General features: G+C 70.2%; 12 protein-coding genes. 4 read left to right on the top strand and 8 right to left on the bottom strand.

The annotated features are described in order from the left end of the window. Positions 1-144 precede the first annotated feature (144 nt). Together OHU35_RS33630 and OHU35_RS33625 are read left to right on the top strand one after the other, a co-directional pair. The gene (locus tag OHU35_RS33630; protein ID WP_189721459.1) at positions 145-1,287 is read left to right on the top strand and encodes a M4 family metallopeptidase; all 1,143 of its coding nucleotides are present in this window, start codon (positions 145-147) and stop codon (positions 1,285-1,287) included. 74 nt (positions 1,288-1,361) lie between these two features. Then, positions 1,362-1,670: a protealysin inhibitor emfourin gene (locus OHU35_RS33625; protein WP_359888267.1), complete on the top strand. Its 309-nt coding sequence runs from the start codon at positions 1,362-1,364 to the stop codon at positions 1,668-1,670. Between the two features lie 43 nt (positions 1,671-1,713). On the opposite strand, the gene OHU35_RS33620 is transcribed toward OHU35_RS33625, so the two are convergent. The 6 genes from OHU35_RS33620 to OHU35_RS33595 all read right to left on the bottom strand — a co-directional run bounded on the left by OHU35_RS33620 (position 1,714) and on the right by OHU35_RS33595 (position 9,205). After that, positions 1,714-3,801, bottom strand: a complete 2,088-nt coding sequence (locus OHU35_RS33620) for a hypothetical protein (RefSeq protein WP_405507994.1) — start codon at positions 3,799-3,801, stop codon at positions 1,714-1,716. 43 nt (positions 3,802-3,844) lie between these two features. Next, a complete protein-coding gene (locus tag OHU35_RS33615) occupies positions 3,845-4,168 on the bottom strand; it encodes a hypothetical protein (protein ID WP_189721462.1) in 324 nt (107 codons plus the stop codon). A gap of 39 nt (positions 4,169-4,207) precedes the next feature. Further along, positions 4,208-5,137, bottom strand: coding sequence for a hypothetical protein (locus OHU35_RS33610; RefSeq protein WP_189721463.1), 930 nt, complete (start codon positions 5,135-5,137; stop codon positions 4,208-4,210). Positions 5,138-5,500: 363 nt separating this feature from the next. Further along, positions 5,501-6,256, bottom strand: a complete 756-nt coding sequence (locus OHU35_RS33605) for an isocitrate lyase/phosphoenolpyruvate mutase family protein (RefSeq protein ID WP_359888273.1) — start codon at positions 6,254-6,256, stop codon at positions 5,501-5,503. A gap of 101 nt (positions 6,257-6,357) precedes the next feature. Beyond that, positions 6,358-8,061, bottom strand: coding sequence for a DUF2264 domain-containing protein (locus tag OHU35_RS33600; RefSeq protein ID WP_405507992.1), 1,704 nt, complete (start codon positions 8,059-8,061; stop codon positions 6,358-6,360). 100 nt (positions 8,062-8,161) lie between these two features. After that, positions 8,162-9,205, bottom strand: a complete 1,044-nt coding sequence (locus tag OHU35_RS33595) for a rhamnogalacturonan acetylesterase (protein WP_405507990.1) — start codon at positions 9,203-9,205, stop codon at positions 8,162-8,164. 189 nt (positions 9,206-9,394) lie between these two features. Between OHU35_RS33595 and OHU35_RS33590 the strand changes: the two genes are divergently transcribed. Further along, complete coding sequence (locus OHU35_RS33590; protein WP_405507988.1) at positions 9,395-11,059, top strand: rhamnogalacturonan lyase B N-terminal domain-containing protein; 1,665 nt, start codon at positions 9,395-9,397, stop codon at positions 11,057-11,059. A 9-nt stretch (positions 11,060-11,068) separates the two neighbouring features. Here the strand turns inward: OHU35_RS33590 and OHU35_RS33585 are convergent, their stop codons facing one another. Together OHU35_RS33585 and OHU35_RS33580 are read right to left on the bottom strand one after the other, a co-directional pair. Continuing rightward, positions 11,069-12,478, bottom strand: a complete 1,410-nt coding sequence (locus OHU35_RS33585; RefSeq protein ID WP_359888280.1) for a family 43 glycosylhydrolase — start codon at positions 12,476-12,478, stop codon at positions 11,069-11,071. A 1-nt stretch (position 12,479) separates the two neighbouring features. Beyond that, positions 12,480-13,577: a family 43 glycosylhydrolase gene (locus OHU35_RS33580; protein ID WP_189721469.1), complete on the bottom strand. Its 1,098-nt coding sequence runs from the start codon at positions 13,575-13,577 to the stop codon at positions 12,480-12,482. Positions 13,578-13,751: 174 nt separating this feature from the next. On the opposite strand from OHU35_RS33580, the gene OHU35_RS33575 reads away from it, so the two are divergent. After that, positions 13,752-15,857, top strand: coding sequence for an autotransporter (locus OHU35_RS33575; RefSeq protein WP_189721470.1), 2,106 nt, complete (start codon positions 13,752-13,754; stop codon positions 15,855-15,857).

The following is a 15,857-nucleotide window of genomic DNA, read 5'->3' as shown; positions in this document are numbered from 1 at the left end:
ACGATGGGTGAAATGGTTACGGTCCCGTCGGTCCGCAGCGAGGAACAGACTCCCCCTGATTCAAGGAGTATCGCGATGACCAGCGAATTTCGACATCATTGCATAACCCCTCATTGCATAACCCCTCCGTATCTGCTCGAAAGATTGCTCAAAAGTGATGACGGCGAGGTCCGCCAGGCCGCACTGAACACGATGCTCACCACGGCCCACCTGCGGGGCGAGCGAGCGGTCCGAGCAGCCTTCCCCGGTGTCGCCACTCCCGGCAACGCTCGTAGGACGATCTACGACTGCCGGAACACCACGTCTCTGCCCTTCGCGGTTCTGGCGCGGTCCGAGGACGGGCCGGAGTCGATCGACGTCTCCGTCAACCGGGCATTCGGCATGCTCGGCAAGACGCGGGATTTCTTCCAGCGGGTGTTCGCGCGGAACTCGATCGACGGTCACGGGATGCGTCTGGACGGATACGTCCACTACGGCTACGAGTTCGCCAACGCGTTCTGGGACGGGCGCCAGATGGTGTTCGGTGACGGGGACGGCCGCGTCTTCTCCGACCTCACGGGCTCCATCTCCGTGATCGCCCATGAACTGGGGCATGGGGTGAGCGAGCACACCGCTGGGCTCGAGTATCACAACCAGTCCGGAGCCCTGAACGAGTCCATGTCGGACGTGTTCGGGGCGATGGTCGAGCAGTGGACGCTGAGTCAGACGGCCGAGCAGGCGGACTGGCTGATCGGCCGTGAGGTCTTCACGCCACAGATCGAGGCCGACGCGCTGCGATCGATGAAGGCTCCCGGGCATGCGTGGAACGTCGAAAAGTTCGGCAAGGACCCCCAGCCTGACCACATGTCCAAGTACGTCAACATGCCGGACACCTACGAGGGAGACTGGGGTGGGGTGCACTACAACTCCGGCATTCCGAACAAGGCGTTCTACTTGGCGTCGGCGACCATCGGCGGATACTCGTGGGAGGCACCCGGACTCATCTGGTACGAGGCTCTCAAGGCGTCCAACAGCGAGACACGGTTCCAGGAGTTCGCGGACACCACGTACCGGAAGGCCGAGGAGCTGTACGAGGCCGGCAGCGCCGAACAGATGGCCGTGCTGGGGGCGTGGCAGGAGGTCGGCATCTCGATCACCGGGGTCTCGGCCGGGCTCGCAAGGGCGCGCAGTCGCACGGCCGGCCAGAACGGGGAAGCGACCACGGCAGTCAGGGCGCTGACGGCCCAGGTACAGGAGCTGAGCCGGGAGGTGGCCGCGCTCAAGGGACGTGTGACGGCCGGCGGTTGACGTCTAGGTGTCTGACGGCCGACGCCGGGTTCCTCTGCGTGAACAGCGCAGGCGGCGGATGGCTGAGAGGTGCCATGAGGGTCACATTGGCGACGCACGGCGGGCTGGCGGCGCCGGTACTCGCCGGCCTCCCGCCGGACGTGGTGGACACCCACGCCCTGCCCGAGAGTGCTGCGGCCGAGTTGTCCCGGCTGGTGGCCGCGGCCGTTCCGGCGGCTGGGGGAGACCCGGAGCCCCGCAGGCGCGCACCGGATGCCATGAGCTACTCGATCACGGTCGAGGAGGGCGGCCACTCGTCCGTTCTCGTCCAGTCGGACACGGACATGTCCCCGGAGTTCGCGGCGTTGCTGCGGTGGCTCAAGGAGCATGCCGCGCGGGAGTGAGAGCGGAGTCGAGGCACGCCGCCGGGCAGCCTCGCGTTGGTCGTCAGCGGTGCACCAGGGCGTCGGGCGTGATGCCCTCGTAGCCCCGCAGCGCGCCCGGTTCCGGCTGGTTCTCGAACCCGGCCATGCGCGCGACCGAGTCGAGGCGGTTGACGGCCTCCCGCAGGTGCGCGGCCCCGCCCAGGGCCACGTACATTCCGACCTCGGGGTGGAGAAGGATGGCGGCGACGTCGTTGTCCGTGCGGGACTGGGGGTAGTTCACCCATATGTCAGCGGTCGCTCTCGCCCCGACAGGAACCGTGCCCTGGACCCACAGGAGTTCGACCTCGACGAGGTGTCGGCCCGGTGCGGAGAAGGCGAATCCGTCCGAGTCCCAGTACACCCTGGCCTCGGCTCCCCGGGCGCTGTTCGCCTCCAGGGGCTTCAGCGCCACGTGGTCCGTGCGGATCACCATCGAGCGCAGTGTCTTCTGCCGGCCTTGGGGGCCGGTGATCCTGATGAACGCGTGCTGTGCCTCGATACCGAGGTCGGAGGGCACGGGGATGGGCAGGCGCGTCCGGTTGGACAGCCTCCACGAGAGGCGCAGCGGTTCGCCCAGGTCGATCTTGTCGTGGTCCACCTCCAGCTTCAGGTGGAGTTCGTCGGGGCTGAAGAGGAGTCGGTCCGCGGAAGGGACGCTCGTGCTGTGCCCTGAGCCGAAGGTCAGCCCACCGGGGCGTACGGCCACGTCCGGCCAGTGGATCAGGTGGTGCCGGACGTGTTCGTTGAACGCCAGGACGATGTCCGTGGGGAAGACTCCGGGAGGGCCGCCCAGCACGTTCGCGACGCTGGGCGTCGTCGTCATGATGGAGTTGTCGGCACCGCCCTCCTGCTCCTGGTGGACCTGGTTGAAGCCATGCCCCAGTTCATGGCAGGCGCTCCGCAGGAACGCCCGCGACACGTCACGCTGCCGCTGGTCCGCCGCGGAACCGAAGAAGGGGGACTCGGTCGAGGGGTAGCCGTCGTCGCAGAAGCTGGCCACGCCCTCTCTCGGCACATCGACCGTGTCGTACATGACGCCACGGCCGCAGCCGATTCGCGCGGGTACGACGACGAGGTGCAACCGCCATTCCTTGTCGAGGTCGGTCGTCGGTTTGCGCACCGCCCGCATGAGCTGGTGCAGGTCGGCATGGCTCCAGCAGGTCGTACTGGTGACGCCGTCGGGCACGGGAATTTCGATCTGGTCGTACTCGACCGTCACGTCCCAGTTGGCGGAGGCGAACACGGTGCGGATGCCCTCCGTTCCGGTGCCGGACGCGTCGGGCGTCGGCTGGGGCCCGACCGCACCGGTCAGGGTGTCCACCTCCACCGTGGCACGCCGGTAGTGGGGAGAGATCCACCGCAGGGTGACGGTCGCCCGGGGCGTCCCCGCCTCCATCAGGCTCCCCTCGAACGTGGGCCCGCCGAGGATCGGAAGGGTGGGCACGGGGTGCAGCACCATCGTGAACGTACGGCTGGGGCCGGCCGGGAACGTGCCGTTGAACGAGCCCGGCGAGGGCTGGGTGTAGCAGTACTCCTCGACGGTGAGCGTCACCAGGTGAGGTCCGGGCGGGAGCGGCGGACTCTGCCGGATCCCGGTCACCTTCAGATAGGAGTAGTACTTGTTCCTCGGGTGGATGGGTATCTCGGGGCGCCCCAGTGCCGTGGGGTCGAGGCTGGCGAGGACCGCCGGTGAGTGGCCCGCCTCGGCCGCTCCCGCGTGCCCGTTGGCCTGCAGCGCAAGCGGGAGGTTGAGAAAGCGGTAGAGGTCCCCGCTCGCAGTGGTGCTGCTGCCTCTCCGCTCCACCCGCAGAGTTCCCGAATACGACACCAGCGCGGGCGTGGGGCGGATGGTCAGCTGGTAGCAGCCCTGCTTCAGGCCGACACCGGGGGCCGCGAACGGAGGGAAGGGAGTCGCCTCGGGATGGTTGTCATGGCCGTGGATCTCGGCGGTGGGCCGTTCCCGTACCGGCGTCCCTTCTCCTGAGCCCAGGTTCTCGCCCGTCTCGACGGGCTCCGCCAAGGGCAGCGCGCCCGTACCGGCGGCGAGGGGCGGCGGCGCGAACTCCATGCCGGACGGACGCGGGTGGTCCGAGGCGATCCTGTCGTACATGCTTGCTCCCTCGACTACGTCTTCGATCACGCATCTCTGTCGGTCAGCCGTCCGCCATCGTCCGGACAACCGTTGGCCGCAGCGCCTCGTACCGTTCTGGGAGTCCGGCCAGCAGCCAGCGTTCCAGCGTCCTCGCGGAGTCGGCGAGGACGCTGTCACCGGTGGCGACCAGACCACCGAAGATCCGGTAGGTCTGGTCGCCGTCTTCGACCACGAAGCCTCGGTAGCCCAGGCCGGGCGGCGTGGCCGCGGGGGCCGCCGCCGGTCCGAGACCGGCCATCAGCCGGTGGAAGGTCGTCCTCGCCTCGTCGTCCAGCCGCCAGCGCGGGTTGGGGCGGCCGCTGAACACGTCCAGCTCGACGATCACATCGGTCTCCGTGGCTCCGAGATCCTGTACGCGGGCACCTCAGTTGATGACCACGGACCTGCCCGCGTAGAAGTAGCCGCAGAAGTCGGTGTAACCACCGCGGTCGCAGGTCTCGGGGTTGGTGATGAGCGCGCCGCGGTTGTCGTAGTTGCGGGCCGCGGTGCCTCCGGGCTTGTGCCCCCAGAAGTCACCCTTCTGCTCCCGGTACCAGTGGTAGTCCCAGCCGGGCCAGACGGCCAGGGCCATCAGCCGGCGCGGTTTCTCCGAGTCCGGCAGGCAGTGGTACCGGTGCACCAGCCCGTCGGCGAGGGCGGCCTTGGTGACGCTGGCGCAGGCCATGTTGCTGGTCTGGGCGCCGTGTGCCCGGCCGGGCTGGGCGAAGGTGTCGGTGCGGTGGTTGCGGGCGTAGTTGTAGCAGTTGTTGCGGGGCTGCACCTCCGGTCGGTTCCAGAAGTCCGGGTTGAACTGGCTCACCTCGTACCAGCAGGTCTCCGCGGCGTCCCGCTCCTGGGTGCTGGACCTCTCCGGGGGCTGCGGAGGAGCCTGCATGACGCGGTTCCAGGCGGGCGGGTTCTCGAAGAAGGTGTCGAGCTGCTCCAGGACGAAGTCCCGGGTCTGCGTGTCGACCGGGGTCTGAGCGTGCTCGACCAGCGTGACATCGCCGTACTGGGGCATGTCGGCGATGAGCCGGCGGGCCAGCTCCGCGGAACTCGAGGGGTCGGCCGCCGCGATGGTGCCGAGCGCGAAGGTCTGCGGCAGCCGCTCGGGCCAGGCAGCCATGTCGTCGGACGCCGAGGAGACCACCACCTCCCGGTAGCCGAGACCGTCGTACCCGGCACCGGGCAGTCCGATCGTGTCGCCCGCCGCTCGGGCGACGGTTTCCAGCAGGGTTCCAGCAGCGTCCTCATCGGTGACGACCCAGGTGGGGTTGGGTCGGCCGGAGAAGATCTGGACGGTGACGCGAAGCATGACGCTTACCTCCGATGCGGGTGGCGATGCCGGGCCTGTATCGGCACAAACCGCCTCAGGCCCCTTGGTCCGAGTGTCATGCCGGGTGGTCCGGCTGACGCGCGGGGAGGACCGTCAGAGGTCCGTTCGGGTGTCGACGAGGGGGACGGAGAGAGCACCGCGGCCCAAAGCCATGGCCGACGTCACCGAACGTGACGTCGGCTCTGCGGCACGTCCACCGCCAGTCTCCGTATCTGCTTCAACAGTCCTACGTTGAACGGAAATTCGCATAGCTCCCGAGACGTAAGAGCGCGAGGACGCCCCCATGCGTGAACAGCCGTTGCCGCAGGGGCTGTTCAGACTGCCCCATCAAAGAGGCACGGCCTAGCGGGTCGGGGGCAGGGCCACCTCGTCGTACGACGGCGTCATGCCCTTCGGTGGCCGGCCCGCCCGGATGTCCGCCGCCGCCTCCAGCGCCGCGCCCAGCGCCCTCCGGTACAGCAGCGAGCCGAGGCTGATCCGGCGGACGCCGACGTCGGCGAGGTGGGCGACGGTCGGGCCGCCGGGCGAGTAGAGGACGTTGAGGGGGACGTCCACGTGGTGCACCAGGGCGGCGATCCGGTGCAGGTCGGTGAGGCCGGGGACGAACACGCCGTCCGCGCCCGCCTGTCGGTAGGCGTCGAGGCGGGTGAGGGTGTCCGTGGTGTCGCCGTCACCGAGCCAGTGGGTGTCCGTGCGGGCGTTGACGAAGAGGGCGGGTGCCGCCTTCTTGACCGCGGCGATCTTCGCCGCGTGCCGGGCGACGGGCCCGAGGCCGTCCTCCAGGTTGATGCCGACCGCTCCCACGGCGTCCAGCTCGCGCGCGAACTCCGCCACCTCGTCGGGGTCGTCGCTGAAGCCGCCCTCCGCGTCGACCGACAGCTGGAACGGTTCGGATCCCAGGGCGAAGGCCAGCCGGAGCGTCTCCTCACGGGTCGCCGCCACACCGTCGGGCAGTCCGGCGACCGCGGCGACGCCCAGGCTCGTCGTCGCGATCGCCCGGAAGCCCTGCCCGGCGAGGGCCCTTGCCGAGGCGTGGTCCCAGGCGTTGGGCAGCAGGAGGGGCTCGTCCTCGTGGTGGAGGTCGGCGAAGGCAGACATGGCGCCACGCTAGGCGCGGATCGCTTCGGCGCGGACCGAAACATGGCCTCCGCGTGCCGTGGCAGCCTTCCCCGCCGCCACGCCCCTGAGGGTCGCCCGTCTCAAGCCGTGACGTCCACGCCCGGCTCCGTCAGCCGGACCCGTGTCACGCCGCCGTCGCTCCAGCGGACCTCCAGCCCTCCGGCGTCGTCCGCGCGGACGGAGACCAACTCCTCCAGCGGGACCGGGTCCGGCTCGGCCGTCAGCCGGGCCAGGGCGACGAACAGGGTGGCGGTCCCGCCCACGACGCCCGTCAGGGAGTCCGTGAGTCCGATCGCCGGTACGAGTTCGGCCCGGAGGCCCTCGCCGGCCGGCCAGCCGGTCACCCGGACCGGCGTGCCGGGCTCCGCGCCCGTCACCAGATGTGCCCGCACCTCCGCGGCCCCGCGCGCCAGCACGGCACTCGTCACCCGCGCTCCCCCGCCCGCCGTGTGCCGCGAGGCCACCCAGCCCTCGCCGACGCCCAGCGGTTCGATGCCGGTGCGGCTCGGGTCGTCGCCGACGATCACGCTGTTGTCGCACGGGGCGGACGACGAGGGCGACGCGGCCGGGGCCGTCACCGTCGAGTACGCCAGGCGCGTGTAGTACGGGTCGTAGCGGACGTCCTCGCTGCCGTGGTTGTGGAGGCGCACCACGCCGTCGGAACTGGTCGACTGGAGCAGCCAGTTGGGAGGGCCGACCGGGGTGACCGCGTCCGCGCGCTCGGCCGGGCCGGGTTCCTCCGCCGCCGTCCACACCTCGTGGTCCGCCGGGAGCAGCAGGCCGAGGAAGCCCTTGCTCGCCCAGTACGGGGAGGCCGGGCCCGAGTAGCCCTGGAGGACGGACGCGTCGGGGCCGTGCCAGCCCAGGGACAGCAGGCCCTTGTCGTCCACCGCGCCCCGGTCGAGGAAGTACCGCAGCGCTCCCGAGGCCAGGCGCCGGGTCTCCCCCGGCCGCAGGGGCGTACGGCCGGTCAGCGCGCCCAGCCACAGGGGGGCCGTCGTCGCGAAGCGGTACGTCAGGGAACGCCCCTGGTGCATCGGGGCGCCGTCGCCGCCGAACAGCCGGGCGTAGTCGGTCAGGTGGCGCGACAGCCGGCCGCCGTACAGGTCGAGCAGTCGCTCGTCGCCCTCCAGCCAGGCGTGCAGCACCGGGTAGAGGTGCATCGCCCAGCCGTTGTAGTAGTCGAACTTGCGGCCGTCGCCGTCGGTGTACCAGCCATCGCCCAGGTACCACTGCTCGATGCGTTCCAGGCCGCGGTCGATCGCCGCGCGGGACGCGTCCGGCTCGTGGCCGATCTCGGCCAGGAAGCCGCCCACCGTGACCGGGAAGAGCTCCCAGTTGCAGGGCCACGCCTCGGCGGTGAGCGCGTCGCCGAGCCAGGCGGCCGTCCGCTGCCGTACTCCGTCGTCCAGCCGGTCCCACAGCAGGTCCCGTGTCAGGCGCAGGGCGAGCGCGATCGACGCCGCCTCCACCAGGGGCTGGCTGCGGTCCTCGATGCGGGGCCAGACGCCCGAGACACCGGCGGCGAGGCCGGTGGCGTAGCGCTCCAGGGCCTTCTCGTCGCGGCGGAAGGCGGCCAGCAGCAGCGTGCGGGCGTAGCCCTCCAGGCCGTCGGAGAGGTGGCCCGACCAGCTGGTCCGCTCGCCGGGCAGGTGGTACAGCGCACGGTCCCCGGTCGCGTACGGCTCGACGGCGGTGAGCAGGGCGTCGGCCGCCGCCTCCCAGTGGGCGCGGGTGTAGCCGGTGAACGCGGACGTCGTGCCGTCGGCCGGAGGCAGGTGCATCGGTTCTCTTTCGTGCGCGGGTTCGTGCTCAGACGCTGGGATCGGCCGGAACGGGTCGGACCTGGAGCGCCCCGGTTCCGGTCGGGGCGCCCCAGGGGCTCTATCCCACCCGCACTCTGCCCTTCGGCACCAGATGCCGGGTGACGAGTTCGTCGCGGACCAGGCCCGCGTAGGCCGTGGCACCGCGCACGGAGGTGTGCGTGTTGTCCCGCGCCTCGTTGTAGAGGTACAGCGCCTTCGAGCCCTCCACGCCCAGGGACTCCACGAGCGCCTTCGTCTTCGCGGTGAGGTCGATCAGCGGGACGTCCCGCGCGGCGGCGACGGAGCGGGTGACCGCCGGGTGGTCGACACCGAGGCCGTTGACCAGGAGCGCGGTTCCGTTGTTCAGCGTGCCGTCCGGGTTGAACCAGCGTCGCACGATGGGAGTGACAAGGACCGGCTGTCCGCCCCGCGCCCGGACGCCCGCCACCAGGGTCTCCAGGTTGGCCCGGTAGGTGGCCTCGTCCGTGGTCTTGTCGTTGTGGGCGAGCTGGACCAGGACCAGATCGCCGGGGCGGATCAGGGGCCGTACGGTGGCCCACAGTCGCGGGTTCCCCAGATACGAGACCGTACTCTCGCCGGAATCGGCGTAGTTGGCGACGGACACGCCCTCGCGGAGGTACTGGGGCAGCTGCTGGCCCCAGCCGGAGTACGGGTCGCCGGACTGGTCGCAGACGGTGGAGTCGCCGACGAGGAAGATCTGGCGGGTGTGCCGGGCGGGGGTGACCCTGATGTCGGCGAGGGCGGGTGCGGAACCGCCGATCCGCAGGTCGAGGCCGGGGGTTCCCTCGGGTCCGGTGGGCTCGCCCTCGGGTGTGCGGACGTTCACGGTGAAGCCGCGGGTGACGTGCTTGCCCGCCGGGGCGGCCGTCTCGGGGAGTAGGGCACGGCGGGTCTCGCCGCTGATGCTCGTGGCGGACGCGGATGCGCCGCCCACCACGACCCGCACGTCGTACGTGCCCGGCGGGACGTCGAAGTGGCAGACGTCGGCGGCGCAGTGCGCGAGGCCCGGCGACGGCCGGCCCGGGTGGGCCTGGGCCGGTACGGACGAGAACGCGGTACCCAGGGTCACCGCCGCTACGACGGCGATGCTGAAACGTCTCACCCGGTGCTCCTCCCAGCGGACGACAAGACCTGGAGTGGGACCGTACCGCCCCGGACAAGCGCTTTCTAGACCCCGAGCAGCATTCACGAGATGGACAACTTCACATGACCGAAAGCCCTTTCGCGAAATCGATTCAACTGTCACCCTCACTCCCACCCGAACTCCCCCCACCTCCCGAGGAGGCCCCCCATGTCCGGTTCCGCGAACAGACCGGTCGGCCGCCGCGCCTTCGTCCTCGCCGCCACCGCAGCCGGGACGGCCCTCACCGTCGGCACGGCGCACGCCGCCGCTTTCGGCTACAGCGACGACGGCTCGAACTACGTCGTCGACACCGGCGCCCAGCTGGTCTTCAAGGTCAGCAAGTCCACCGGCGACCTGACCTCGCTGGTCTACCGGGGCACGGAGTACCAGGGCTACGGCGGCATGAACTCGCACATCGAGTCCGGCCTCGGCGCCTCCACCGTCGGCATCAAGCAGTCCGGCTCGACGATCCTCGTCTCCGTCACGCACGGCACGCTGAAGCACTACTACGCGGCCCGCAGCGGCGAGAACAACGTCTACCTGTGGACCGACAAGGCCGACACGTCCGTCTCCGCGACCCGGTACATCGTGCGCGTGAAGAAGGGCGCGTTCCTCAACGACGAGCCCGACTCGTACACCTACGCGCCGACCACCATCGAGGCCTCGGACGTGTTCAGGAAGTCCGACGGGCAGACCCGCTCGAAGCACTACTCCAAGCGGCGCGTCATGGACTACGACTACGTCGGCTGGTCCGCCGGCGGGGTCGGCCTGTGGATCGTGCGCAGCAACCACGAGAAGGCCTCCGGCGGCCCCTTCTACCGCTCCCTGTTGCGCCACCAGAGCGCGGACGGCGGCGGTCTGTACGAGATCCTCTACTACGGCCAGAACCAGACCGAGGCCCAGCGCTTCGGTCTCCAGGGCCCGTACGTCATCGCCTTCACGGACGGCGGGGCTCCCTCCTCGGCGCTGTTCCCGGGCACGCTGACCACGCCGTGGGCCGACTCGCTCGGCATCCCCGGGTACGTGCCCGCGAGCGGCCGGGGCAAGGTGGCGGGCGTCGGGATCTCCGGCCGGAACACGGCCCACCCGTACACCGTCGGGCTGGCCAACTCGGCTGCCCAGTACTGGGGTTCGGCGCGCTCCTCGGACGGTTACTTCTCCGTCCCGGGCGTGCTGCCCGGGACGTACACGCTGACCGTCTTCAAGGGCGAGCTGGCGGTGTACACCACGTCGGTGAGCGTGTCGGCGGGCGGGACGACCACCCTGAACACGATCGCCCTGCCGTCCTCCAACGACCCGGCCAACGCGAACGCGATCTGGCGGATCGGGGACTGGAACGGCACGCCGGGCGGGTTCAAGAACGCGGACCTGATGACGTACGCGCATCCGTCGGACGCACGGGCCGCGTCCTGGACCGGGAACGTGGTGATCGGCGGCGGCGGTGAGACGGCGGCCTTCCCCTGCTACCTCTGGAAGGACGTCAACAGCGGGCTGCTCGTGTACTTCAAGCTGACCGCCGCGCAGGCCGCCGCCGCGCACACCCTGCGCATCGGGGTGACGACGGCGTACGCGAACGGCCGGCCCCAGGTCACCGTCAACGACAGCTGGACCTCGGCGGTCCCCTCGCCGCCCACCCAGCCGAACACCCGGTCGCTGACCAACGGTTCGTACCGCGGCAACAACCACACGTTCACGTACAGCGTCCCGGCGTCCGCCTGGAAGACGGACACGAGTCAGTACAACGTGCTCAGGATCGACGTGGTGAGCGGGTCGGGGGCGACGGGCTTCCTCAGCGCGGGGACGGCGATCGACGCGCTCGACCTGCTGATGTGAGGGTGGCTGTCATGTCCCGTGCGTCCACTGCTGGTTGGTCGCTCCGTTGCACGTGTACGTGATGACGGCGGCGGAGTTGGCGGTGGACGCGCCGTTCACGTCCAGGCACTCGCCGGTGGCACGCGACTTGACGTTCACGTACGAGCCGGTGGTGGTCAGCGACCACTGCTGGCTCGTCGCGGAGGAGCAGTTCTCCTGTGTGACCGTGCTCGCGTTCTCCTGGACGCACAGCGAGCTGTTGCGAACCATCAGCTGGTAGGAGCCGCCGCCGACGGACTTGAACCAGTACTTCTGGTTGGTGCCGCCGTTGCAGTCGTACTGCTTGAGCTGGGCACCGGCCCAGAGCGACTGGCTGGTCACGTCGGCGCACTTGGAGGAGTGGCGGGCGATGAGGGTGTTGTAGGTGGCGCCGGTGCCGGTGACGGTCCCGGCGGCCGTGTCGATGGTGACCTCCGGCGACCAGGACATGGACATCGTGGTCGAGTTGGAGAAGGTCAGGGGCAGCCACACGTACCGCGAGTCGTTGACGGTCCCGCCGAAGGAATTGCCCCAGCGGTCGCCCAGATAGAGGTACGAGGTCCCCGAACCGCCCTGCACGGGCACGACGAACGCCGTCTGCGAGCCGTAGGTCGTCGAGTCGCCGATGTTCCTCATGGCCGACCAGGGTCCGGCGATGCTCGTGGCCGTGGCGTACTGCTGCTGGTTGGGGTTCCAGCCCGTGGCGCCCGAGGTCAGCATGAAGTACACGCCGTTCCGCTTGAACAGGGCCGGAGCCTCGCGGTGGCCGCCGGGCCAGGGGTTGGCGACCAGGCTCGCGATGCCGGTGTAGTCGGCGGTGAGGCGGTAGATCTGGAGGTCGTAGTTCTCCCGGGCGGCGGAGACCATGTACCCGGCGCCGTCGGTGTCGACGAAGACCGTGATGTCACGGGACATGTGCTGGCCGAGCGGCCGGAAGCTGCCCTTCCAGGTGTAGTTCCCGTCGACGGTGTCGGAGACGGCGACGGCGGCGCGGGCCTCGCTGTAGTCGGTGCCGTTCTCCTTGTGCATCCACATCACGAACTTGCCGGTGGACGCGTTGTACATGACCTTGGGCCGCTCGATGTTGGCGGTCGCGAGCTCCGGGTCACTGGCCTCGGTCAGGACGTGGTTGCGGAACTCCCAGTTCTTCAGGTCGGTCGAGCGGTAGGCGTCGACGTACCGGAAGGTGTTGTCGGCGTTGCGGTGCTCGCCGAACCAGTAGTAGTACGAGCCGACCTTGAGGACTCCGCCGCCGTGCGCGTGGACGGGGTTGCCGGAGACGTCCTTGAACTGGGTGCCGTTGGTGATCGTCTGGGGCGCGGCCTGGGCGGGGCCGGCGGTGGCGAGGGCGCCCGCCAGGGCCAGGCACAGGGCGAGCAGAGTGGCGTAGGCACGTCTCATCTCAGTCACCCGCCTGCACGGCGTCGGCGACCGGGATACCGAAGTCCGGGGTGCCGTCCGGCTTCCAGCCGAGCTTCTGGATACGGGTGTGGCGGTTGGGGTCGTTCAGCGGGTCGCCGTTGATCTCCTTGTACTGGCGGGCGTGGTAGACGAGGACGTCGGTGCGGCCGTCCTCGGCGACCGTGAAGCAGTTGTGGCCGGGGCCGTACTGCTTGGTGGTGTCGTTGCTGGTGAAGATCGGGGTCGGCGACTTGGACCAGCTGATGGGGTCCAGGAGGTGACTGTCGGCGTCGGCGGTCAGCAGGCCCATGCAGTAGTTGAAGTCGGTGGCGCTGGCCGAGTACGTCATGAAGAGGCGGCCGTTGCGCTTGAGGACGTACGGGCCCTCGTTGACCTTGTAGCCGATGCGCTCCCAGTCGTACTCCGGGGTGGAGAGCCGCACCTGCGGGCCCTTCAGGGTCCAGGGGTTCGCCATCTCGGACAGGAAGATGCCGGTGTTGTTGTCCATGCCGGGCTCGTGCTGCGCCCAGGCGAGGTAGCGGGAGCCCCGGTGGGTGAAGGTGGTGGCGTCCAGGGAGAAGGTCTCCCAGGCCGTCTTGACCTGGCCCTTCTCCACCCAGGTGCCCTTGAAGGGGTTGGGGTGGGCGTTCTCCAGCACCCAGATGCGGATCGCCCAGACGTCCTCGGCGGGCGCGGAGGCGAAGTAGATGTACCACTTGCCGCCGATGCGGTGCAGTTCGGGCGCCCAGATGTGCGCTCCCATGTTCCCGGTGGGGTGGGCGCGCCAGATGACGGACTCGGCGGCCGTTCCCAGGCCGTTCAGGGTGCGGGAGCGGCGCAGGATGATGCGGTCGTACTCGGGGGCGGTGGCGGTGAAGTAGTAGAAGCCGTCCTTGTGCCGGTGGATGTGCGGGTCGGCCCGGTTGCGGACGAGCGGGTTCACGAAGGGGGCCGGCTTGGGGTGCCTGGCCGGGGCGGCCGCCTGGGCCACACCGGGCACGGCGGGAACGACGGCCAGGGCGCCGGCGGCTGCGGCACCCTTCAGCAGCAGTCTGCGGCTGGGGGGTTCGGGCAGAGCGTGGTCGCGGTCGCGGCTCATGCGGGGGGCTGCCTCTCACTGGCTTTGCCTGATATTTCGAACACCATCTGTCATTACGAACGCCGAAAAGGTAAGGGTGTGCCACGAGGAGGTCAACGGGTCTGACGGGACGAAGACCGGGCGGCAGCCGCCGGTTTTCTGTTATCGGCCGCTCTCCCCCACGTCTCCGATCATGTGCGCAGCCTCACCACCCACACCACAGCAGCGGCCGTCGGCGTCCTCGCAGCGGTCGCGTCCCTCCTCATCGCTCCCCCGGCGGCGGCCGCCGGTCCCCGGGACGTCACGGCCGCCGTGCTGGCCGGCCGGGACGTGACGCTCACCGGCGACACGGCCGTCACCGTGCCGCCCGGGACGACGACGTACGACGGCGTGTTCCGGGGTGAGGGCACGCTCACGGTGCGCGGCGGCGGGACGCTGATCCTCACCGGGGACAGCGACTTCACGCTGCCCCGCTCCCGGCAGCGGCAGACGGTGCGGACGCTCGGCGGCAACCATCCGTACGTGACCGTGGCCCGCCCGGACCCGCCGGCGATCACCGTCGAGCGGGGGGCGACCCTGCAGTACGGCGACGGCGGCACGACCGGGCTGATCGGCCACTTCCCGTACAACACCCCGGCGTTCCGCCTCAACCAGGACAACATCCGGGTCGACGGCACCCTGCGGCTCGCCCTGAAGAGCGCGTACAACCTCGGTACGCTCAGCGGCTCCGGGCTGATCACCCAGCCGCGCTTCCTCTGGGGCACCTGGGACCTGTCGGGGACCCACTCCTTCTCCGGGGTGATCGACAACGGCACACAGGCGAACGCCGGCCGACCGGAGTACGCGACCTCGCTGCCGCGCGTGCGCAAGATCCTCAACCAGGGCACCTGGACGGTCGACACCCCGCTGGGCAGGACCGTCACCATGGGCATGGACTTCTACCAGCGCGAGTACGGCAGTGACATCAACGTCCAGTCGCGGCCGGGCGGCAAGGTCGTCCTGGCGGGGCAGTACAGCTGGTCGGACCAGGGTGGCGACACCGACCCCTCGCTCAGCGACCCCGCCCTGAACTGGACGCCCGCCCGCAAGAACGTCAACAAGCGCGGCACCAACATCAAGGGCGCGAACGTCCAGTGGGGCGACGGCACCACGCACAAGATCTTCATGCCGGGTACCGCGGAAACCGTGTACATCAACCTCCTCGCGGCCCGGGAGCGTTCGAGGCTCACCTTCGACTACAACGGCCCGGTGACGCTGGGTGCCCCCATCGGCGGCGGCCGGTTCCACGACACGCTCTCCGCCCCGGGCGCCGGCGACATCGTCATCGCCGGAACCCCCGGCAACGACGTGACCTTCGCGGCCGTCCAGTACTACGACGGCTCCACGACGGTCGAGAAGGGCGCGGTCCTGCGCCTGGGCAGCGGCAAACGGGGCGGCGACGGCGGCCTGTACACGCAGGGCGCCCTCTCCGAGGTCGTCAACAACGGCTCGCTCGTCCTGCGCAACACGAACAGGCCCCTCACCCTGTCCCGCATCGGCGGCAGCGGCTCGCTCACACAGTCGGGCGCGGCCACGACGACGCTGACGGGCGGCGCGGTGACGTACACCGGGACGACCACGGTCTCCAGGGGCACGCTGGCCCTGCGCCGGGGCGCCACCCTCACGCACAGCAAGGCGATCCGGCTCACCTCGGCCGGAGCCCGCCTGGACACGGGCCGGGCGGGCCTGCACCTGGCGACCACCCTCACCGGCAAGGGCACGGTCAAAGGCGCGGTCACCAACGAAGGCACCGTCACGAGCGGCCTCACCGTCAACGGCCCCTTCACACAAGGCGCGAAAGGCTCCCTGCTCCTGCGGGACGAGCCGCTGAAGGTGACGGGCGCGGTACGGCTGTCCGGAGATCTCGACGTGTCGGCCACCGGGAGCCGGGCCGCTCGAGTGATCCCCGTGCTCGACAACAGGGGCCGCTCCAAGCCCTCGGGGACCTTCACCGGCCTGAAGGAGGGCGCCCGCCTGAAGTCGGCCGACACCACATACCGCATCAGCTACCGCGCCGGCGACGGCAACGACGTCGCCCTGACAGCGGTCACCGCTCCGAGCCCGTCCCCCACCGCGACCGGCTCGCCCGCATCCGACGCGGTGACACCCCGCAGCGCCGGCGCGTCGGAGGACATCGGCTTCGGCTGGTGGCCCTACGCACTCGGCCTGGCCCTCGTCGTCAGCCTCGCCGTACCGATGGCGACGCGACGCGGCCGGGGCAGGCGGGGCGGAGGGCGTCACGCGGGCCGCGCGCGGCGGTGA

Origin of the sequence: Streptomyces purpurascens, from assembly GCF_045040895.1 — a bacterium.
GTDB lineage: Bacteria > Actinomycetota > Actinomycetes > Streptomycetales > Streptomycetaceae > Streptomyces > Streptomyces purpurascens.
The sequence above is the reverse complement of the archived record's forward strand: the minus strand, read 5'-3'. Positions and strand labels throughout refer to the sequence as shown.

Coding starts and splice junctions, on each gene's coding strand:
- OHU35_RS33605 (WP_359888273.1), bottom strand. CDS start 6,256: ATGTCTGCCTTCGCCGACCTCCACCACGAGGACGAGCCCCTCCTGCTG.
- OHU35_RS33590 (WP_405507988.1), top strand. CDS start 9,395: ATGTCCGGTTCCGCGAACAGACCGGTCGGCCGCCGCGCCTTCGTCCTC.
- OHU35_RS33600 (WP_405507992.1), bottom strand. CDS start 8,061: ATGCACCTGCCTCCGGCCGACGGCACGACGTCCGCGTTCACCGGCTAC.
- OHU35_RS33585 (WP_359888280.1), bottom strand. CDS start 12,478: ATGAGACGTGCCTACGCCACTCTGCTCGCCCTGTGCCTGGCCCTGGCG.
- OHU35_RS33610 (WP_189721463.1), bottom strand. CDS start 5,137: ATGCTTCGCGTCACCGTCCAGATCTTCTCCGGCCGACCCAACCCCACC.
- OHU35_RS33580 (WP_189721469.1), bottom strand. CDS start 13,577: ATGAGCCGCGACCGCGACCACGCTCTGCCCGAACCCCCCAGCCGCAGA.
- OHU35_RS33625 (WP_359888267.1), top strand. CDS start 1,362: ATGAGGGTCACATTGGCGACGCACGGCGGGCTGGCGGCGCCGGTACTC.
- OHU35_RS33620 (WP_405507994.1), bottom strand. CDS start 3,801: ATGTACGACAGGATCGCCTCGGACCACCCGCGTCCGTCCGGCATGGAG.